Source organism: Kribbella turkmenica (assembly GCF_004348725.1).
GTDB lineage: Bacteria > Actinomycetota > Actinomycetes > Propionibacteriales > Kribbellaceae > Kribbella > Kribbella turkmenica.
The window spans coordinates 77945-98672 of sequence record NZ_SMKR01000003.1; the positions used below are offsets into that span (position 1 = coordinate 77945).

At 67.6% G+C, this 20728-nt stretch carries 14 protein-coding genes and 1 pseudogene; 5 read left to right on the plus strand and 10 right to left on the minus strand.

Annotated features, from left to right (window positions below; translation table 11 throughout):
- The first annotated feature begins 20 nt into the window (after positions 1–20).
- Positions 21–2288 carry an FdhF/YdeP family oxidoreductase gene (locus E1218_RS01415; protein ID WP_132315351.1) on the plus strand — a complete coding sequence of 756 codons (2268 nt, stop codon included), beginning with the start codon at positions 21–23 and terminating at the stop codon, positions 2286–2288.
- A gap of 526 nt (positions 2289–2814) precedes the next feature.
- Here the strand turns inward: E1218_RS01415 and E1218_RS01425 are convergent.
- From E1218_RS01425 to E1218_RS01440, 4 genes are read right to left on the minus strand one after another with little or no spacing between them, the layout of a single operon-like run.
- Positions 2815–3942 (minus strand): ABC transporter ATP-binding protein, encoded by a 1128-nt coding sequence (locus E1218_RS01425; RefSeq protein WP_132315353.1) that lies wholly within the window; start codon positions 3940–3942, stop codon positions 2815–2817.
- Positions 3939–5531, minus strand: coding sequence for an ABC transporter permease (locus tag E1218_RS01430; RefSeq protein WP_132315355.1), 1593 nt, complete (start codon positions 5529–5531; stop codon positions 3939–3941). Before E1218_RS01430 ends, E1218_RS01425 begins: the two co-directional genes overlap by 4 nt.
- Positions 5515–6540, minus strand: coding sequence for an iron ABC transporter substrate-binding protein (locus E1218_RS01435; protein ID WP_132315357.1), 1026 nt, complete (start codon positions 6538–6540; stop codon positions 5515–5517). The genes E1218_RS01430 and E1218_RS01435 overlap by 17 nt, the downstream gene beginning before the upstream one ends.
- The gene (locus E1218_RS01440) at positions 6519–9101 is read right to left on the minus strand and encodes an AMP-binding protein (RefSeq protein WP_132315359.1); all 2583 of its coding nucleotides are present in this window, start codon (positions 9099–9101) and stop codon (positions 6519–6521) included. Before E1218_RS01440 ends, E1218_RS01435 begins: the two co-directional genes overlap by 22 nt.
- 67 nt (positions 9102–9168) lie before the next feature.
- Between E1218_RS01440 and E1218_RS01445 the strand changes: the two genes are divergently transcribed.
- Positions 9169–9684, plus strand: a complete 516-nt coding sequence (locus E1218_RS01445) for a 4'-phosphopantetheinyl transferase family protein (protein WP_132315361.1) — start codon at positions 9169–9171, stop codon at positions 9682–9684.
- 685 nt (positions 9685–10369) lie between these two features.
- Here the strand turns inward: E1218_RS01445 and E1218_RS01450 are convergent.
- The 6 genes from E1218_RS01450 to E1218_RS01475 are packed head-to-tail and all read right to left on the minus strand — an operon-like array spanning position 10370 to position 17049.
- Entirely contained in the window at positions 10370–12016 is a 1647-nt protein-coding gene (locus E1218_RS01450; RefSeq protein WP_132315363.1) for an ABC transporter substrate-binding protein, read from the minus strand.
- Between the two features lie 9 nt (positions 12017–12025).
- Positions 12026–12874 (minus strand): ABC transporter ATP-binding protein, encoded by an 849-nt coding sequence (locus tag E1218_RS01455; RefSeq protein WP_233711924.1) that lies wholly within the window; start codon positions 12872–12874, stop codon positions 12026–12028.
- Complete coding sequence (locus E1218_RS01460; RefSeq protein WP_132315367.1) at positions 12811–13809, minus strand: ABC transporter ATP-binding protein; 999 nt, start codon at positions 13807–13809, stop codon at positions 12811–12813. Before E1218_RS01460 ends, E1218_RS01455 begins: the two co-directional genes overlap by 64 nt.
- Positions 13806–14672 (minus strand): ABC transporter permease, encoded by an 867-nt coding sequence (locus E1218_RS01465; protein WP_202865703.1) that lies wholly within the window; start codon positions 14670–14672, stop codon positions 13806–13808. Before E1218_RS01465 ends, E1218_RS01460 begins: the two co-directional genes overlap by 4 nt.
- Positions 14669–15619, minus strand: coding sequence for an ABC transporter permease (locus E1218_RS01470; RefSeq protein ID WP_132315369.1), 951 nt, complete (start codon positions 15617–15619; stop codon positions 14669–14671). Before E1218_RS01470 ends, E1218_RS01465 begins: the two co-directional genes overlap by 4 nt.
- A 5-nt stretch (positions 15620–15624) precedes the next feature.
- The gene (locus E1218_RS01475) at positions 15625–17049 is read right to left on the minus strand and encodes a serine hydrolase (RefSeq protein ID WP_132315371.1); all 1425 of its coding nucleotides are present in this window, start codon (positions 17047–17049) and stop codon (positions 15625–15627) included.
- Between the two features lie 117 nt (positions 17050–17166).
- Here E1218_RS01475 and E1218_RS01480 point away from each other — a divergent pair, with 117 nt between their 5' ends.
- From E1218_RS01480 to E1218_RS36920, 3 genes and pseudogenes are all read left to right on the plus strand, one after another.
- Positions 17167–17790: a TetR/AcrR family transcriptional regulator gene (locus E1218_RS01480; RefSeq protein WP_132315373.1), complete on the plus strand. Its 624-nt coding sequence runs from the start codon at positions 17167–17169 to the stop codon at positions 17788–17790.
- Between the two features lie 692 nt (positions 17791–18482).
- The gene (locus tag E1218_RS01485) at positions 18483–20096 is read left to right on the plus strand and encodes an alkaline phosphatase D family protein (RefSeq protein WP_132315375.1); all 1614 of its coding nucleotides are present in this window, start codon (positions 18483–18485) and stop codon (positions 20094–20096) included.
- Positions 20097–20438: 342 nt separating this feature from the next.
- Positions 20439–20498 (plus strand): annotated as a pseudogene (locus E1218_RS36920) (hypothetical protein); the annotation flags it as partial.
- Positions 20499–20728 lie beyond the last annotated feature (230 nt).

Sequence of the window (20728 nt, forward strand, 5' to 3'; positions counted from 1 at the left end):
AGAACGGAGACGAACTTCGGATGGATGCCGTCGACGATCCTCAGGAGAACCTGACAGCCGGTCCGCCGAAGCAGTACGCGGCCGGTCTGCCGGCTGTCGCGCATGCGATTCAGTACTCACTGGAGCAGACGACGGTTCGCCGTACGGCGCTCACCCTGCTCAACCTCAATCAGGCCGAGGGAATTGACTGCCCGGGATGCGCCTGGCCGGAACCGGAGCGCCGGCACCGGAACGAGTACTGCGAGAACGGCGCGAAACACATCAACGACGAGGCGACCACCCGCCGCGTCACCCGCGACTTCTTCGCGCGGCACTCGATCGACGAGCTGGACGGCAAGTCCGACTACTGGCTCAACCAGCAGGGCCGGCTGACCGAACCGATGGTGAAACGTCCCGGAGCCACGCACTACGAGCCGATCGACTGGGATGACGCGTTCAGGGGCATCGCGGACGAGCTCAACGGACTCGGATCGCCCGACGAGGCGCTGTTCTACGTCTCGGGACGGCTCAACAACGAGGCGGCCTTCCTGCTCCAGCTGTTCGCGCGGGCCTTCGGCACGAACAACCTGCCGGACTGCTCGAACATGTGCCACGAGTCCAGCGGTTCGGCGCTCAGCCAGACGCTCGGCATCGGTAAGGGCAGCGTGCAGCTTGAGGACATCTACAACGCCGACCTGGTCTTCGTCGTCGGGCAGAACCCCGGCACCAACCATCCGCGGATGCTCTCGGCGCTGGAACGGACGAAGCGCACCGGTGGCCGGGTGATCGCGGTGAACACGCTGCCCGAGGCAGGCCTGATGCGGTTCAGGAATCCGCAGAAACCGAGCGGCATCGTGGGTCGCGGTACGGCGATCGCCGACCGGTTCCTGCAGATCCGTCCCGGCGGCGACCTGGCGCTGTTCCAGATGCTCAACCGTCGGCTGCTGGACGACGACGCACTCGACCGGGACTACATCGCGAACCACACCACCGGCTTCGAGGCGTACGCCGACCACGCTCGCACGATCACCTGGGAGCACGCCCTCGAAGCCACCGGCCTGACCCGGGGCCAGATCGAGGACGTGCACCGCGACGTCCTCGCCAGCCGGTCCGTAATCGTCTGCTGGGCGATGGGGCTGACCCAGCACAAGCACGGTGTGCCGACCGTCCGCGAGGTGGTCAACTTCCTGATGCTGCGCGGCAACATCGGTAAACCAGGTGCCGGCGTCTGCCCGGTCCGGGGTCACTCGAACGTCCAGGGCGACCGGACGATGGGAATCTGGGAACGGATGCCCGACTGGTTCCTGGACGCACTCGGCGACGAGTTCGGGTTCGACCCACCGCGAGCGCACGGCCTGGACTCGGTCGATGCCATCCGGGCGATGCGGGACGGGAAGGCGCGGGTTTTCGTCGGTGTCGCCGGGAACTTCGTCCGGGCGACACCGGACAGCGAGATCACCGAGGAGGCCTTGCGCAGGTGTGCCCTCACCGTGCAGGTCTCCACAAAGCTCAACCGCTCCCACACTGTCACCGGTGAAACCGCCTTCATCCTGCCGACGCTGGGCCGCAGTGACCGCGACATCCAGGCGACCGGCGAGCAGTACGTCACCGTCGAGGACTCGATGAGCGCAGTCCACAGATCCCGCGGCAAGTTGCCGCCGGCGTCACCACACCTGCTCAGCGAGGTCGCAATCGTCGCCCGGCTCGCGCAGCGCACACTCGGCGACCTGCCGGCGATTCCCTGGGCGGCGTTCGAGGACGACTACGACCTGATCCGGGACCGGATCTCCCGCGTGGTGCCCGGCTTCGAGGACTTCAACGAGCGGATCAAGCAGCCAGGTGGCTTCACGCTGCCGAACCCGGTGAACTCCGGCGTGTATCCGACGCCGAGCGGGCGGGCGGTGTTCACGTGCAACGAGCTGGAGTGGCTGCAGACCCCACCCGGCCACCTGATCCTGCAGTCGCTGCGCTCTCACGACCAGTGGAACACCATCCCGTACTCGATGAACGATCGCTACCGGGGCATCCACAACGCCCGCCGGATCGTCATGGTCAATCCCGAGGACATCGCCGGGCTCGGGTTCGCCGACGGTGACTTGGTCGATCTCGTCAGCGTATGGCGGGATGGCACCGAGCGCCGGGCTGCAGGGTTCCGGCTCGTCGGCTACCCGGCCGCCCGAGGGTCCGCGGCGGCGTACTACCCGGAGACGAACGTGCTCGTCCCGCTCGACAGCGTCGCCGACATCAGCAATACCCCGACGTCGAAGGGCGTCCTGATCCGGCTCGAAGTACCCACTCCGCCTGCCTGATCCACAGATGGTGAATCAGTCGCTCGTACGGCGGACACGCGGCATCTCCGTCGCCGCTGATCGCTGACGGGACTCAAGAGCCGTGGTGAGCTCCCACAGCCGAGCTGCCCGGTTACCGGGTCGGGGCGCCCCCCGGGGTGTAGGTGGCCAGCTCCACCTGATACCCGTCGGGGTCCTCGAGGGTGAGGGCCCGCGCGGGCGCGGTCGCGGTGTGCGTGAATGGGTGGACCCGTGGACGGTGTGCAGCTGCTCGGCGCGTTCGTACAGTTCGTGGATCGAGGCGTCGGCGATCTCAGGCACACGCTCACGGATCCACGGGGCCCGGTGTGCCCGGCCGGAGCCGGATCGCCTGCCCGCCGACGAGGAACGACACCTCGCCCTCGTGATCCCGGGTCGCGCGGGTGCCGGTCAGGTTCGACCACCATCTGCTGCTCGAGCCTGGTCGGTCTGATCGGCCGGCCGCGGCAGGTCCTGCTCGTCGAACCAGACAGCCACTGCCACGTACTGCTGCGACGCGGTGAATTCGTTACGAATCTGATCCCGCAGAAGCCGTTCCTACGCGCCCATTTCGCCAATCTGGACCCGTAGGTGCGCCCTCGGTACCGTCTGCGGGCCTGCGATGACTTGGGAACGCGAGGACCGCGTGGGGGACGGCCAGGCCGACGAGGTCGTCCGGCTGCGGGACGCGGTGGCCAGGAACGCGGGCGACGAGACGACTGGTGCTGTTGGACAGACTGAGGCGGACGATCGCGTCCGGTCCGTGGTAGGCGACGGAGACGACTCGTGCGGTCAGGGCGGTCGATGGTTCCTCGAGGACCAGTTGTTCGGGCCGGATCATGACCAGGACGTCGCCGGTTGCGGGTTCGGCGAGGGTGAGGGTGCCGAGTTCGCAGTCGACGATCGGTCCGGCGCCTTGGCCGGGCAGCAGCATGGTGTCGCCGAGGAAGCTGCCGACCTGAGGCGTGGCAGGGCTGCCGTACACGTCGGCAGGGCTGCCGATCTGGACGAACTTGCCGTCGAACATGACCGCTACCTGGTCGGCGAACGAGAGTGCCTCGGCTTGGTCGTGGGTCACGAGGATCGTCGTGGCCCCACGTTCGGCGAGGGCGGTGAGGGTTGCTTCGCGGGTGGCGGCGCGGAGGGCGGTATCGAGGGAGGAGAACGGTTCGTCGAGCAGCACGACGGCAGGCTCGCGTGCCAGCGCCCGGGCGAGGGCGACGCGCTGTTGCTGTCCGCCGGACAGCTGGTCAGGGCGGCGGCGTGCGAGGTCGGGGGAGAGACCAACGAGTTCGAGGAGGGGTGCGACTTGGGTCGCTCGGCGGCGTTCGGCACGGGGGAGTCCGAACAGAACGTTGCCGGTGACATCGAGATGCGGAAACAGCGCGCCGTCCTGGCGGACATATCCGATTCCGCGCCGCTCAGGGGCGATCATCGTCTGTCCGCTGGTGAGGACCTTGCCGTCGACCTCGATCCGGCCGCCTGTCGGCCGGACGAATCCGGCGAGTGCCCGGAGCAGGGTGGTCTTGCCGCTGCCGGAGGGTCCGAGCACGGCGGTGGTTCCACCAGGTCGCACGCGCAGGCCGACCTGGTCGAGTACGGGCGGACCGCCGTACCCGACTGTCAGTTCGCTGATGACGATGCCCGCGCTGGTCATCGCTGGTCCAGGATCTGCCGGCGCAGCAACACGGTGAGTGGAACGGAGAGTGCGATCATCCCCGCTGCGTACGGCGCACTGGCGACATAGTCCAGCTCGTCGCTGGCCGACCAGAACGCGGTGGCGAGGGTCTCGGTGCCGGTCGGGGCGAGCAGGAGGGTTGCGGTGAGTTCGGTGACGGTGGCCAGGAACGTGAGGACGAATCCGGTGAGCGCCGACGGCAGGACGAGCGGGAGAACGACGCGGGCGAAGGTGGCCGAGCCGGACACTCCGAGCGAACGTGAAGCCTCGATCAGCTCGGTCGGTGCCGCTGCGAGGCCGGATCGCCAGGACACCATGGCGCGCGGCAGGAACAGGATGCTGTACGCCGCCACGGCGAGCGCCGCGGTCTGGTAAACGGGCCGGGCCCACTGCACCGCCAGGGTCACCAACGCGAGGCCGATCACCACACCTGGTAGCGCGCTGGAAATGTACGTCACGCGTTCGAGGACAACTGCCGCTCGGGACGGGTACCGGTGCAGCAGCCAGGCTCCGGGCAGCGCGGCGACGGTCGTGACCAGTCCGGCCAGCACCGCGAGCCCCACACTCGAGCCAGTTGCTGCCAGCAACGGCCCGACATCGACAGCTTGGGTGGCGACGGCCCGTGCCAGCCACCGCGCGACGATCGCGGCGGGAACCATCACTGCCAGCGCGACGAGGACGGCGAGTCCGAGGATCGCGGGTACGGTCCAGGCCCCGAGCCGATGCGCGACGGGCCGGCGACGGGTTCCCGGGCCGAGGCGAGCGATCCTGGACTTTCCGCGGAACAGGATCTCGACGGCCAGAAATCCGAGACACAGCACGGCGAGCACCGCCGCGAGGAGGCTGCCGGCGGCGTTGCTGAAGCCGACGGCGAACTGTTGCAGGATCGACGTGGTGAAGGTCGGATAGCGCATCATCTGCAGTACGCCGAACTCGGCAAGCAGGTGCAGCGCCACCAGCAGCGCGCCGCCGGCGATCGCGGGCCGCAGCTGTGGCAGTACGACGCGACGTACGGTGTCCCAGCCTGACGAGCCGAGGGACCGCGCGGAGTCGAGCTGGTCCTGGTCGAGCGCGCGCAGCAGGGCGGCGACCGGCAGGAAGACGAACGGGTAGTAGGCCAGCGCGGTGATGAAGACTGCGCCCCCGAGGCCCTGAACCGACGGTAGGACCGACGTCCAGGCGTAGCTGCTCACGAAGGCCGGGATCGCGAGTGGCATCAGGAGTAAGCCCCGCCAGATGCCCACGTACGGAATCGAGGTCCGTTCGACAAGCCACGCCGCGCCGCACCCAAGCAGCACAGTCACCGGAACGGTGATCGCCACCAGCAGCAGGGTGTTGCGTAGCAGCTCAACCGTTCTGGGCCGGAGGAGCAACCTCGACGCCTCGGCGGTTCCCGCTGACATGGCCTGGCCGAAGACGACGATCAGCGGGGCAACCAGCACGGCGGCGACCACAACGGCCGCGATCACGACGAGTCGAGGTGTCCGCGCGGTTCGCCGTCCGGCGATTGCCGGCGCGTCAGCGAGTGGCTCGTCGTACCTGACGGGCACGTTAGAGAATGCCGGCATCGGTCATCAAAGTAGCGACTTGGTCGGAGTTGAGAGTGAACGGGTCGACCGGCGGTGCCTGCAGCGTGGCGAGTGGCGGTAGTTCGGGTGCGGACGGTACGCCGACGCCGACGGCGTACTCCATCGACTGGGAGTCGACGAGGACCTTCTGGCCGGCCTTGCTGGTGATGTACTGGAGGAACTTGCGAGCCTCGGCGGGCTTCTTCGCGCCGGCGAGTACGGCGCCACCGGACAGCGAGACGAAGGCGCCGGGGTCTCGGTTGCGGAAGTAGTGCAGCTTGGTGTTGCCGCTGCCTTCCTTGGTGCCGACCTGGTCGCGGTACCAGTAGTAGTGGTAGATCACGCCGCACGGGATCTCGCCTGCGTTGACCGACTTCATCGTGGCGATGTTGTTCTGTAGAGCGCGCGCGTTCGACTTGAGGCCTTTCAGCCAGTCCTTCGTCTTCTGCTCGCCTTGCCCAGCGAGCATGCCGGCCACGATCGCCTGGAAGTCCGCGCCGCCGGGTGCGCAGCCCCAGCGGTCCTTCCAGTCGGGGCCGGCCAGGTTCATGAGCGACTTCGGGAGGTCGGTTGCCGGCAGCTTCGCCGGGTTGTAGACCAGCACGGTGGACCGCGCGGCGATCGCGGTCCAGGCCTTCGACGACGGGGTCAGATGAGCGGGCACCTGGTTGCGGGTGGCGTCCTCGAGCGGTGCGAGCAGCTGGTTCCGTTCGACCAGGGTCATCGCCGGACTGTTCTCGGTGAGGAAGACGTCGGCGGGTGATTCTGCCCCTTCGGCGACGATCTGGTGACCCATCGAGGAGTCGCCGCCCTTGCGGATCTGGACCTTGATGCCGGTTTCTTTGGTGAACGCCTCGGCCCACGCCTTGGTCAGGTTCTCGTGCTGGGAGGAGTAGACCTGCAGCGCGCCGGGGTCGGCGACGTACTTGTCCTCGGACTTCGAACCGCATCCCACGAGGGTCGCGGTGCCGAGTGCTCCGAGGCCGGTCAAAAACGTACGTCGACGCATGGTCGATCCTTTCTGAGGAGGCGTGTCGCGGTGATGCGAGGCCTGATCGGGGTGCCGACGGTCGGAGCGGGCAGCGGCAGCCGGCGTACGACCGCGGTACTGACGGCACAGAACGCGAGGCCAAGGGCGAGCGAAGCGGCGAACTCGGTGATCGGGCCGTCGAACAACGCGAACACCTGGAACTGCACCAGATACACATGCAACGACGCGGCGGCCAGGATGCCGAGCGGGCGGACGAGCAGGACCGGTACGGGCACGGTCGGGAGAACCGCGAGGAGCACGAGTCCGCCCATGATGATCAGGTTGCGCTCCCACGCGGGGAAGAACCCGATCGCCGCCGCGGCCGCGACCAGGCCAGTGGCGAGGGCGCGCCGCCGGGTGTCCGCGACCGCCATCGCGATCCCGGCGACGTACAGCCAGGCGACGGTGCCCGGCAGCCCTCGGACCGGCCCGTCGACCAGCGCGGGCACGAGGTAGCGCGGCGCCAGCGACAGCGCCAGAGTCGCCATGGTTGTTCGCCACGGGTCGGCGGCGTACGCAACCCTGAACCGTGGGATCGCGAGCAGGGCGGTCGCCACGATCGAGAACATCAGCAGTGCTTCGACGAACCAGAAGATGTTGATGTCCTGTGGCCGGACCAACCAGTGCACCAGCGCCAGGTTCGACCAGTGGATCGAGCCGAATCCGAACACCATGACGGCGGCGACGATCATCGCCGGCACCGCTACGGCGATCACGATCCTGGCGGTACGTCGGACGCGGTCCGCCGTTGCTTGCGCAGCGAGGACGTAGCGCGCGAACAGGAACCCGCCGACCGCGAGCAGGATGTGAGCTCCGCCGGCCAGCCGGAACAGACCAACGTGGCTGCCGCAGATCGTCACGACGGCCAGGCCGCGCAGGATCACCGACATCTCCACGGGCTGGATGAGCGCGCGGCGTCGCGGGCGGTGGCGCACTGCCAGGGCGACGAGTTCGCGGACGGGTCGGTGGTGCCAATCGGCAGGCAAGGTGCCGGCCAGCCGGGTGAGACCGAGGGAGGCCTTGACGTGGTTGAACGAGTCACCGCCGAGCTCGGCGAACGACCGGTCCAGATCGATGTCACGGCGGCCGACCAGGGGCGCGAGCAGTTGGGTGACCGCAGCCAGCGAGTCGGCGAGCTGGTCAGTCCGGCCGGACTTGTCGGCGCCGTGGAGGGCAGCGCAGCCTCGCCGGTCGACCTTGCCGTTGGGCAGCAGCGGCAGGGCGGCGATCTCGCGAACGGAGACGACGGAGACGCCCAGACCGGCCGCGGCCGCCGCTTGCCGCTGCACCGCGTGAGGGTCCGAAGCCCGGCGTACGAAGGTGATCTGCAGCTGTTCGTCGGTGCCGGTGACGCAGCAAGGTATACCGTTGTCGCGCATCGTTCGCTCGACCTGCCCGAGGTCGATCCGGATACCCATGATCTTCACGTGGTCGGAGCGGCGTCCGACGATCCGGACGAGGCCGTCGTCGTCGATGCGGGCCAGGTCGCCGGTGCGAAGCTCGGTGTGCATCCGGCCCAGCGCGAGGTCGTCGGGGTGTTCGGCGTACCCGAGCATCACTCCGGGACCGGTGAAGACGAGCTCGCCGACCGGTTCGGCATCGGCGGGTTGATCGATCGCTGCGGTGTCGAGCCGGAAGGCTGAGCCGGCGATCGGCCAGCCGACCGCGTCGGGGTAGTGAATGGCGAGTTCCGGCGGCAGCACGGCCATACGGGCGGTGGCTTCGGTCTGTCCGTACATCACCGCCAGGCCCCAGCCGTCCCGCTCGCCACGCTCGGCCAGCTCCCGCACACGGGAGGGCGGTAGCGCACCGCCGGCCTGGGCGAGCAGCCGCAGTGACGGCAGATCGTCCAGATGTCCCTGCACATCGAGAAGATCCGCAACATGCGGGGTAGCCGGCAAGAGCGTGACCTGCTGGGTCCGCAGCTCCGCGCCGAACGCCGGCTCGGTGATCGAACCGTGCCATAGCACCGTGGTCGCTCCGGCGCGCAGCTGGGCGTGCAGGACCGACAGGCCGAAGCAGTAGTGCAGCGGGAGCGAGGTGACTGCTCGGTCGATCGGCGTAATCGAGAGGGCCGCTGCGATCGCGTCCGCGTTGCTGATCACATTGGTGTGGCTGAGGCGGACGAGCTTCGGCGATCCGGTGCTGCCCGAGGTGCTGAGCAGCAGCGCGAGATCCGGGTGCAGGAGATGCCGCGCCTCGCTGTCTCCATCGAATGTGCCGTCGCCGCGCAGCCACAGGTCCGGCGGGTAGGCATCGGTGATCGACAGCTGGTCGGCCGGGGCGACCAGGGCGACATGTCCGGCCCGCAGGACGGCGAGGTAGCCGAGCACGAGCCGACGTTCGGCGGTGAGCGGAACATGTACCAGGCGACGTCCGGTCTGGACCGGTGGCAGTGCGGCGGCGAGAGCGTCGATCTGTTCGGAAAGCGCTTGGTAGCTGAGCGCCCCGGCATCGTCGACGAGGGCAGCGCGCTGGGCGTCGGCCGATGCGGACACGAGGACCGTGGCTGAAGCCCGCTTCAAGTCCAGCGGGAGCACGATGGTTAGGCTAACCTAAGATTTCATGTCGGTCCACTCACAGCCGCATCACGGCATCGTTGCGCACGTGGCTCACCTGACGTGCGCGGACGTGGGGCTGCTCGAGCTTCTCGACGAGCGGGAGCTTCGACGCGTCAGTCGTTGTGCCGGCGAGGCGGACCGTGCCCGGATGCTGCTCGGTGCGGCGCTGCTCCGCTGCGCCGTGGGGGCGCAGCTCGGTGTTTCGCCGGTGGACTTGACGGTCGACCGTACCTGTGATGCCTGTGGCGGGTGGCACGGTCGCCCGACTGTTCCTGGTGCAGACGTGGACGTTTCGGTGTCGCACAGCGGCGCGGTGGTCGTTGTCGCGGTCCTGGCTGGTGTCGGCCGGGTCGGGGTGGACGTCGAGCGGATCCAGGGCCGGTCGATGGAAGAGGTTGTGGCATGGACCAGCCAGGAGGCGAGGTTCAAGGCCGGCGGTGGAGCCGGTCTCCACCTGTACGAGCTTCAGCCCCCGGCGCCAGGCCACGTTCTGACTCTCGCAACCGACCAGCGCGATGCCGCGGTCACGCTGCTCAGCGGCGCCGCGTTGCTGGTGTCCTGAACTGCCACGCGGCTCAGTCGAGCAGGGCCAGCAGCGTTCGCTGCTCCCGCTGGCTGAGGCCACCTGGGCGAGCGACAGATTCCCCTCGCCGCATCCGAACAGCTCGGTGCGCTGCTCACTGCATCTCTCGAAATCCGCTCCCGCCTCGGCACGCGCATGCTGTCCGAAGCTGGACGACGTCACATCAAACGCCGTGCCGACGTTCCTGGCGCGTTCGGCGCAGACAGCGGGGACTGACAGTAGCGGCGGTTTGGAGCAATAGCTCCTTGCGCGCCAATACAAGCTCGTGGTCGATCCGCCGCGCATGTACCGCCGAGATCCTCGACATCTTCGAAGGCACCCAGCAGATCCAGCAACTGATCGTCGCCCGCCGCCCTCCTGGGGAAACCTCCGCCGAACTGAAATAGCCATGTCTACAACGACTTCTGCTGACTACGAACTCCCGGGCGAACGGCCTGCCGAGCATGCTCGCACGACGATGAAAACGGCTCACCTCGCAACTGCCGGAGCAAGGGGAATCCTCGAATGTTGCGACCGTCGCCAGGGCCGCCGTCGCGCCACGGGTCCGGTAGCGGCGCCATTCGTCATGGAGCAGTGGCGCCGCGGCATCCACCACGATCGCGTCTCGATAGAGGTCGAGAGCCGAGGCACCGGCCGTCGGCGCGGTGGCCGCAGCCTGTGGCGTTCATCGCTTCCCCACGTCCGGCAGCCACGGCCAGTACATAAAGGCCGGCGACCTGTTGACGGCGCCGCCTAGGCGCTTGTTGAGGTAGAGCAGCTGGTACGGAGAGGCAAACGGGATCCACGGCCGATCCTTCATGATGAGCCCCTGCGCCTTCACCGTGAGTTCGGCGCGCTGGGCGTCATCCGCGGTGGCGCGGGCCTGCTCGAGGAGCTGCGTCACCTCGGCATTGCGGTAGCCGCTGTAGTTGATCGACCCACCGCCCGTACCGAGCTGGGTGTAGAGCTCCGTGGGATCAGGGATAGACGCGAAGTAGTCGGTGTAGAAGAGATCGACCTTGGCGCGGGCGGACTTGTCACCGAACAGCGCCAGGAAGTCGGCCTTCTGCAGCAGCTGGAGCTTGACGGTCAGGCCGGCCTTCCGGGCATCGCTTTGGAAGGTCTCGCCGAAGGTTCGGTACTCCGGCAACCAGCCGGGGACCGCCAGAGTCAGCGCGGGGTTGGTAACCCCGGATTCCAGGATGAGCCGTCGCGCGCCGTCGAGGTCCTGCTCGGGCTGGCGGAGTGCGTCGTAGGCCGGCCGGTAGACGGCCTGCTGAGTACCCCATGAGCCGGGAGGGGCGATCGCCCGAAGAGGTTCGGCGGCACTTTGGAACGCGGTTCGGACAATGCCCTTGTAGTCGATGATCTCGGCGACGGCTTGTCGCAACTTCGGATCTGCGAGGATGCCGCCGGAGTGTGCCACGACGAGGGAGTGGAGGAGGCTAGACGGCCCGAAGTACACGGTGCCGTCGGTGGACTGCTTCAGCCGCGGGATGGCGGTCGCGGCGGGAAAGAAGGTGCCGTCGACGTCACCGTTCAGGAGCGCCGAGGTCAGTGTCGAACCGTCGCTCAGGAACACGAACTTGGCTTGCTGGGTGAGCTGTGGGCGGTTCGCGCGGTTCCACCAGTCCGGATTGGGCTCCAGGGTGATGGAGTCGCCCTTGCGCCAGTCCTCGACGCGGTATGCGCCGGTGCACATCACGCCTCCGGTCGCAGTGCCGTAGGCGGTTCCGCGGGACTGCGTGTAGGACTTCTGCAGTATGTGTCCGAGGGGGGTGGACAGCATCTGGTAAAAGATCGCATCCGGCTTGGACAGCTTGATCGTGATCTGATCGGCTCCGGTCTTTTCGATGCTGCTGACGCGATCGGTGTAGCCGGCGAAGAACGATCCTGTCTCGGGGTTGCGAGAGCGGTTCAGGCTGAACACGACGTCTTCGGCGGTGACCAGCTTGCCGTCAAAGAACCGGACTCCATGGCGAAGCGTGAAGACGTACGTCCGGTCGTCGGGACGGCTCACCGATTCGGCCAGCGCCGGCACGGTTCGGCCGTCGGGCTGCTGGTAAACGAGCGACTCGCAGACGTTGGCGAGAACACTCCAACTGTCTCCGCCTACCGCCCGACCGGAGTCCAGGGTGGTCGGTTCGCTGCGGAGCGCCCAAGTCACGCGGTCGATCGCCGCGGTCGCCTTGGCCGGTTGGGTGTATTGAGTCGCCTGGCCACCTGGAGTGGCGCTGGCTCCATCGCGCGACTTCCCAGCGCAGGAGGCCAGGGCAATTGTCGTGGCGAGGATAAGGCAGAGTCTGCCTCGGCGGAGAAATGTGGTTCGCATCGTCGGTCCTTAGCTGTTGGCCGGGCGCGCGGGACGCCGGCCTGGGCGCGGCACGCTGTCGCGCAGCAGTCGGGTGTAGGGATGTGTGGGCTGATCCAGTACCTCGCTGGTCGGTCCGTGCTCGACCACGCGCCCGTGCCGCAGGACGAGGCTTCGATCGCTCAGTTGGCGGACCACGGCGAGGTCGTGACTGATCAGGATGTAGCCGACGCCGGTCGCGGCACGGATATCGGCCAGCAGATTGAGGATCTGCGCCTGGACGGACACGTCGAGAGCCGAGACCGATTCGTCGAGCAACATGACCGCTGGTTCTGCCGCGAGCGCTCTCGCGATGGCGACTCGCTGACGCTGACCTCCCGAGAGCTCCCTGGGCAACGCGGACTGTTGCCGGCCATCGAGACCGGTCAGGCTTGCAAGCTCTGCCACCCGGGCAGCTCGCGCTGCGCGGTCCATCGCCGGGTGGTGCAGGCGGAGGACCTCGTCGAGACACGTGCTGAGGGATTGCCGGGGGTCGAGGCTGGAATACGGATCCTGGAAGACGATCTGCAACTGCCGCGCACGATCGCGCCGTTCGGAGGCTCGGCGCGCAGGGCGGGAGCGATCGTCGCCGCAGACGGCGATCCGGCCGGCAGTCGGGGTTTCCAGGCCAGCCAGCATCCTGGCAATGGTGGTCTTCCCGGAACCGGACTCACCGACGATCGCCAGGGTCGTTCCAGCCTCGAGAGTGAATGAGACATCGGTGACGGCGAGGCGGTCACCGAATGACTTGCTGAGCCTGTCGACTTCAACCAGTCTCACGACACCTTTCCTTTCGCGAGCCCGGGAGAATGAGTCTGCAGAGCCTCGGCGCGATGACACCGCACGAGCGCAGTGGATAGTTGCTCGAGGCGCGGGTGATCTGCCCGGCAAGCCGCGACGCAGTGAGCACATCGGTCGGCGAAGGCGCACCCGGGAGGTGCCTCGAATGCGGCAAGTGGCTGTCCCGGGATTGCACGCAGGCGCGGCAGCGCCTGTTCGATGTCCGGCCGGGCTCCGAGCAGACCGATCGTGTAGGGATGGCGCGGTGCGCGGTGGAGCTCGGTGCTTGCTTGCAGCTCGACGATCTCGCCGGCATACATGACCGCCGTACGATCACAGATCGAAGCGGCGAGATCGAGGTCGTGGCTGATGAACAGCAAGGCCAGGCCGCGGGTGCGCCGTAGCCGATCGAGTATGGCGACGATCTCGGCCTGCGTCGAAACGTCCAGTGCGGTCGTCGGCTCGTCCGCAAGAAGCAGTCGAGGTTCCCCGGCAAGTGCCGCCGCGATCACGACGCGCTGCAGCAAGCCTCCGGAGAGCTGGTGGGGGTACTGCCTCAGCCGCCGCTCACCGTCATCGATCCCGACCTCGGCAAGCAGGTCGACCGCACGCCGCCTGGCCATGGCCGTCGGCATGCCCATCGTCAGGCGCAGCCCCTCACAGAGGAAATCGCCGATCGTTCTCACCGGGTTCAGCGCCGCCCTGGGATCCTGGAAAACCGTGGCCACATCGTGGGCTCGGTACGTGCGCAGCTCCTTCCGGCCGAGGCCCAGTACGTCGCAGCCGTCGAACTCGATCCTGCCGTCGACACGAGCGCCCGGTGGGAGCATCCGGCTGATCGCCCGCGCTGTCATCGACTTGCTCGATCCCGATTCACCAACCAGTCCGACGCTCTCTCCCTCGGCGATGTCGAGATCGACGCCACGCAGGACCTGCCGATCGCTTCCACCGACGGGCAGGACCACGCGTAGTGCCTTGAGACTCAACAGCGTCATCGGGCGCGCGCCCCCTCGCAACGTCGCAGCAGTCGCTGGCCGAGCAGGTTGAACGCACCAGCAGCAACCACCAAGCAGACCCCAGCGACCACCGACTCCGCGGGATATCCCTGCAGTACGCCGCTCTGCCCGGCAGCGACCATCACGCCCCAGTCCGGCTGCGGTGGCTGCACCCCGAGGCCGAGATACGACAATGCGGCCAGGTCGACGGTCGCCCACGCCAAGGTGAGCGCAGCCTGGCCGATGACGATCGGCCAGATGTTCGGCAGCACATGTCGCACCGCGATGCGAACCGCCGGAAGCCCTTGCACGCGGAGCGCATCCACGTAGTCCCGGCCGACCTCGCGCAGCGCGGCGGAGCGAACCAACCGGGCCATGTGTGGGACGTACGCGACGCCAAGCGCGAGCGTCGCGGCCGGCAGTCCCGGCCCAACGATCGCAACCGTCAGTACCGCCAGCAGAAGCCCTGGGAACGCCAGGGCCACATCCAGCACCGCGACGACCGCAGAGTCCAGCCAGCGCCCGTACCAGGCGGCCGCGACCGCGATCGAGGAACCAAGCAGCGTGGCAAAACCGACGATCACCAGGGGCCCGAGGAAGCTCGTTCGGGCGCCCGCCAGCAGCCGCGACAGCAGATCGCGCCCCGCGGCATCGTATCCAAGAAGATGCCCCGCATCGGGTCCCCAGAACGATGCTTTCAGATCAACGGCTTGCGGGTCGTGAGGCGCGACCCACGGGCCGATCAAGGCCACCACGGTGAAGATGATCACGACCGCGGCCGACAGGCGGCCAGCCAGTCCGAACGCGCTCGCACGCCCCGCCTTGTGCGTTGGCCGAACCCCGGGCAGAACCATCGCCGTCATGCCGCACTTCCCAGACGAACCCGTGGATCCAGCACCGTGTACAGAACATCGACGGCCGTATTCACCAGTGCGAAAGCGACGACGAGAAGGAGGACGACCGCCTGGACGACCGGGAAGTCGCGACCGGAGACTGCGGAGATCAGTAGCCCGCCGACCCCGTCGAGCTGGAAGGCGGTCTCGACGATTGCGGTACCCGCGATCAGCCCCGCAAGGGTGAGGCCGCCGGAGGTGCTGATCGGGATCAGCGCGTTGCGCAGGACATGCCGGCGGAACACCTGGCCTGACGAGAGCCCGCGGGCGAGGGCGGTCTCGACGTGCTCCTTGCCGAGTTCGGAACGGATGGATGCTCGTGTCGTCTGGGCGATCAGTGCCCACCAGCCGATCGCCAGCGATACGGCCGGCAGTGCGAGGTGATGCAGTCGGCCCACGACCGAGCCGCTGCCGCTGCCGAAGACCGGGAACCACCCTGTGCCGACGGCGAACAGTGAGATGAGGAGCACCGCTGACACGAAAGCCGGCGTCGCAATCGATGCACTCACTGCGACGCTCACCGCGTCGTCGAGCAGGCGACGTGGCCAACGCCCGGCCGCCACGCCGACACACACTCCCACTGCAACCGCCACGATGAAGGCCAGCGCGACCAGCCAGGCGGTCGTCGCAAGGCGAGCCGATATCAGCCCGGACACACTCTGGCGCTGCAGCAGGGACTCGCCGAACTGCCCCTGGACCGCAGAACCGAGCCACCGCCAGTAGCGCTCGAGGAACGGATCGTCCAACCGGTACTGCGATCGCAACGCTGCCCGCAACTCCGGTGTCGATCCACGATTGCCGATCAGGAACGACACCGGATCCCCGGGCGCCAGATACATCGCACCGAACACCCCGAAGCTGGACACCAGCAGGGCGACGGCCGAACCCGTCAGACGACGGGCCAAGAAGCGCAGCATCGTGGTCACCTGACCTTCGGCGCTGACGGCGTGACGTGGCGGAGCGGCTCACCAGACACGATGTGCAGGTCAGACCGCGATGCCACCACGGGCACGTCTTTGCGACCGCCGGCCTCCCGGCTGGTTCGGCTCGTGTCGCGTGCGAGCAACCGCAGAGCGGCGTGAACCCGTGTCGGCCGTCCGTCGCCACCCTTGTCGAGAAAGGCCACGGTCGTCCGGAGCTCTCCGAAATCAGCCCAGAACACGTCGTCGGCTAGATGGCTCAACGCCACGGATCTGCCTGTCAGCGGGTTGGCGATTTCCAATCCGCCGTCGATCCGCCGTACCGGCAGGTCGAATGCGGGGCACCGGTAGTCACCCACATATCGATCGAGTCGCGACTCGGACCCGAGAGGAGCTCCGTTCAGAGCTGGCGGCTTCGGTCCACCGAACAGGCCGCCAGCCAACTCTCGGCCCAACAGTTCTCCTCCTGCGGTATTGGTCAGGACTGCGACGACCATTGCGGTCGCCGGATCCGCATGTACCAAAGCCGACGTACCTCCTCTGTGTCCCACCAGTCGATGAGCCGAGGCGGAGCGCGGATCCCCAGCCTCGATCGCCCAGCCGAGGCCCCAACCGGACTCGAACAATCCGAGTCCCGGCACGGTGGCGTACTCGGTCTGAAGCTCCATCGCGAGTTCGGCGGGAAGCAACCGCCGGGCCTGCGGCCAGTCCGTCCCGGTCAGACAGACGCGAGCCAGCCTTGCCAGATCGGCGGCCGAGCCGCACAACGTGCTGCCCGCCGCCGCGAAGCCGCTACCGACGCGCGGCCACGAATCACAGATGACTGTGCCGCCGTGCTGGTCGAGGCGATGTTCAGCCGCAAGACCACTCGCTTGGGCTACGGGCGTTCTCACGACTGAAAGTCCCGACGGAACGAGCAGCCTGCGTGCAAGGTTGCTCTCCCAGGTCATCCCGGTCGTCACTTCGATGAGGTGCCCTAGCAGCACGTAGCCGACGTTGGAGTAGGAGAACCGCTCACCGGGCGCCGCTACCGGCTCGGCCTGGGCGACCATCGTCGCCAACTCCTCCTGCCCCGCAAGCGGCCGGAAATCGTCTGCAAGACCAGAGGTGTGAGAGAGCAACTGGCGGATCGTCATGTCGCCAGCGGTAGGACCAGCCTTCGCGAACCAGGGCACCTGATCGGACAATCGGTCGTCAAGCGCGATGAGTCCTTCTGCCACCAGCTGGGCAACCATGAACGCGGTGAGCAGCTTCGCCGTCGAACCCCATGCAAAACAGGTGCGCTCCGATACCTGCTCCTGGTCATCCAGCCGCGCAAAACCGCTAGTGGCTGTCACGGCGCCTTGATCTGTCAACACACAGGCCGAGGCGCCTACGACCCTGTGCCGGGTCATCACATCGTCGAGTAGGTCCTGAACGCCGCCCATGGGCTTCTCCTCGCACCTGCGTAAGCATAATCCGATTACGGAATTCGATTACGGTAGTAAGTCAGTTATGCTCTTGTCTAGAGGTTGGAGAAATTGGCCGACGAGTGGGGGTAGCCGATGGGCAAGCGTGCGGAGTCGCGCGAACGGAATCGGGTCGCGCTCATCGAGGCCGCGCGTGAACTGATCCTCCGGGACGGGGCTCGCTGCCACCTGGACGCGATCGTGACCCACGCCGGTCTGACGACCGGTGCCGTCTACTCGATCTTCGGCAGCAAACAGGCTTTGCTGGTCGCCGTCTTCGACGAGATCGTCGCCGATGTGCAGGACAGCCTTCAGCACGTCGAGGACCCGGCTCTCGAACTCGATGACGTTCTCCGGGGCTGCGCGCGGGCCTTCTACTCCATGGCCACACATCCCGCGGCACCGCAGAGGTTCAACTACGAACTGGTGCTGTTCGAACTCGCGCAGAGCGACGCCGACATCCACAGCCGACTACTGGCGGCACGCCGCTCGGTTGGCGATCACCTCGCCAAGCTTCTCACCGACAGAGTCCGAGGTGACGAAGGCACCAGACCGACGTCGGTAGAGGAAGCCGGCCGACTAGCCATAGCACTCCAGGCGCTCCTGCACGGTCTGACGCAAACCGCCATCCTCGCCCCCGATGCCGTCGGTCTCGATCTCTTCGAGGCGGCTGCCGCAGCATTGGGAACTCTCCAAGCGGCCCCAGCCAGTCAGCCGTAGCGCCCAGGCTCTCCCGGATGATGAGCCCCCTTCCTCAGCAACCTGGCAAACCTAGAAGGCCTTGCGCCCGGCCGACGAGGCGGTGTGTCGCCCGGGGCTGTGCAGAGAGGATCCTCACGTTGACCTGCAGGTTCAGGCGTTCGCGGCACAACGAGCCATCTGAGGGCGACGAGTCATCGGGGCCGCCCTACCTCGTCGCCGCGCTGTGCGCTGGAGGCACTCGAGCCGGCCACCTCGTGCGTCTCAATCGGCTGAACGTCTTCCGCTCCGAGAAGCTGAATTCCGCCCAGGGCGACGCAAGGATGTAGCGCCGGGCAACTACATCGGGTCGGGGTGTTGCGGTTCGACGTTAGGAATCGCGGACGGAAACTGGCCGTTCGCCGACGCGCAGACCCGTGGCATCACGTCCGCCATCACTGGCCCGCGGACCCGCTGCTCGCTCTGACACCTCGACGCTGTGGGGTCTCGGAGAGCCGGGCCCGACACTGTCTGGAGCAGCCCGGTCCGAAGCTGACCGTCCTGCGCGTCTCGATTGCTGACGAGCTAGCCCGAGTGCGCGGGGCCTGCCGGTGGCCGCGTCGCCCGGGGCCTGTGTGCGCTCTGACTTCCGGTGACGTTCGTATCGGCTTCACTCGGCCGTGGCTCGTCGTGGTTAGACCAGGGGTGTCCTTTCGTCTGCCTCGGGAGTGTTCATGTCCGATCCGCGGGATTCCGGCCCTTCTGCTTCTGCGTCGTCTGCTGTCCGCCGGCCGGGCCGTCGTACTGTGCTGCTGGGCGGAGCGGCCGCCGGTGCCGCGCTGCTTCTGCCGTCCCCGCTGGCATCCGGAGCCCCGTCCTTGGTGCGGTCGGGGCGGCCGGCGATCACCCACGGGATCCAGTCAGGTGACGTGTCCGCCTCGAAGGCTGTCGTCTGGGCGCGGGCCGACCGGCCTGCGCGGATGGTGGTCGAGGTCAGTCCGACCGAGACGTTCCGACAGGTACGGCGGGTGGCCGGTCCGGTCCTGGATGCGAGCACCGACTTCACCGGCAAGACGTTGCTTCGCGGGCTGCCCGCCGGTCAGGACGTGTTCTACCGCGTCGTCGTCGCGGATCTCGGCGACGACCGGCTGACCGGCGCGCCGGAGTACGGCCGGCTGCGGACGGCCCCGACCGGATCGGCCGACATCCGGTTCCTGTGGTCGGCCGACCTGGCCGGCCAGGGATGGGGCATCGACCCGGCCCGCGGGGGTTACCGGATCTTCGACGCCATGCGCCGGCTGGCGCCGGACTTCTTCATCTGCTCCGGTGACCTGATCTACGCCGACGGCGTGCTGCCCGCGGAGAAGCCGCTGTCCGACGGCACGGTCTGGCGCAACCTCGTGACGCCGGAGAAGTCGAAGGTCGCCGAGACGCTCGCCGAGTACCGCGGCAACTATCGCTACAACCTGCTCGACGACAACCTCCGCCGGTTCAACGCCGAGGTCCCGCAGATCAACTCCTGGGACGACCACGAGGTCACCAACAACTGGTACCCGGGAGAGATCCTGGACGACAGCCGGTACACCGAGAAGCGGGTCGACGTACTGGCCGCACGGGCACGACGCGCGTTCCACGAGTACCTGCCCACCAGCACGCGCAGCGACGACGAGGGCCGGGTGTACCGGGTGATCAGGTACGGCGAAGTCCTGGACGTGTTCGTGGTCGACATGCGTTCGTTCAAGGACGCCAACACCACCGGCCTCGAGACCGTCAGTGATGGCGGCGTGTTCGGCCGGCAGCAGCTCGAGTGGCTCAAGCGTGAACTGAAGGCCTCGCGGGCTACCTGGAAGGTCCTCGCGGCCGACCTGCCGATCAGCCTCGTCGTCCCGGACGGCGCCGCCGTCGAGGCCATCGCCCAGGGCGACCCTGGTACGCCGCTGGGCCGCGAACTCGAGATCGCCGAGCTGCTCGCCCACGCCAAGCGCAACCGCATCACCGGGATGGTGTGGGTCACCGGCGACGTGCACTACACCGCGGCCCACCATTACGACCCGTCACGAGCCAAGTTCACCGACTTCGACCCGTTCTGGGAATTCGTCTCCGGGCCGCTCAACGCGGCAGTCGGAATCGGACCGCGGCCGAACCTGGTGGACCCGACCTTCGGACCCGAGGTCGTCTTCGCCCAAGGAGCACCCTCCACCGACGTCAACAATCCGGCCTTCGGCTACCAGTACTTCGGTGAGGTGGCCGTCGACGGGGACACGCGACACCTGACGGTCCGCCTCCGGGACATCGAAGGCACCATCCTCCACACCGTCGGCCTCACACCTCCTGAACGACACCGCTGAGGCACCTGTTCAACCGCCGCCGGAGCTGACGACGGCACCACCGCCATGTAGCCGTGAAAGGGCGGCGCAGGCCCACTGAGTCCGTTCGCGACTGATTCCGTCTTGCGTGTGGTCGGCGAGAGTTCGGTGGACGAAGGCAGCCAGGTGAGTTCGGTCGCGCAGGTCGAGCTGGCCGAGATGCTGGAGATGTGGGTCTCCACCGTGCCTTCGGGAAACGATCGGTTGGTGCGCGATCTCGCGGTTGCTGAGCCGGGCGATCTCGGCCGGTACGGTGCCGGGCGACGGCGGTCCGCGCCGGGTATTCGGCGTACGGGGCCAGCAGACATGTCGCTCGTCGGACTGATGCAGGCCGTGGCCCTCGACTATGACCCGCAGGGAATCCGCGTCAACGCCGTACTGCCAGGCCTGATAGCCACTGAGATGGTCCGCAGGTTGTCGGGAACAGTGGGAGTGCCGGACGCCCTCCACAACGCAGGCCTTGCAGCCACAGCTCGGTTCCGCGCACTTGCTGGTCGGCCGGATCGGCCTGGAAGAGATCGCCGCACTCGTCCTCGACGTCGCTTGCGACCGCTATCCCTTGACCGGCTCCGCACAGTGATCGACGGCGGGGCGTCAGCGCACTCGACCCCGTC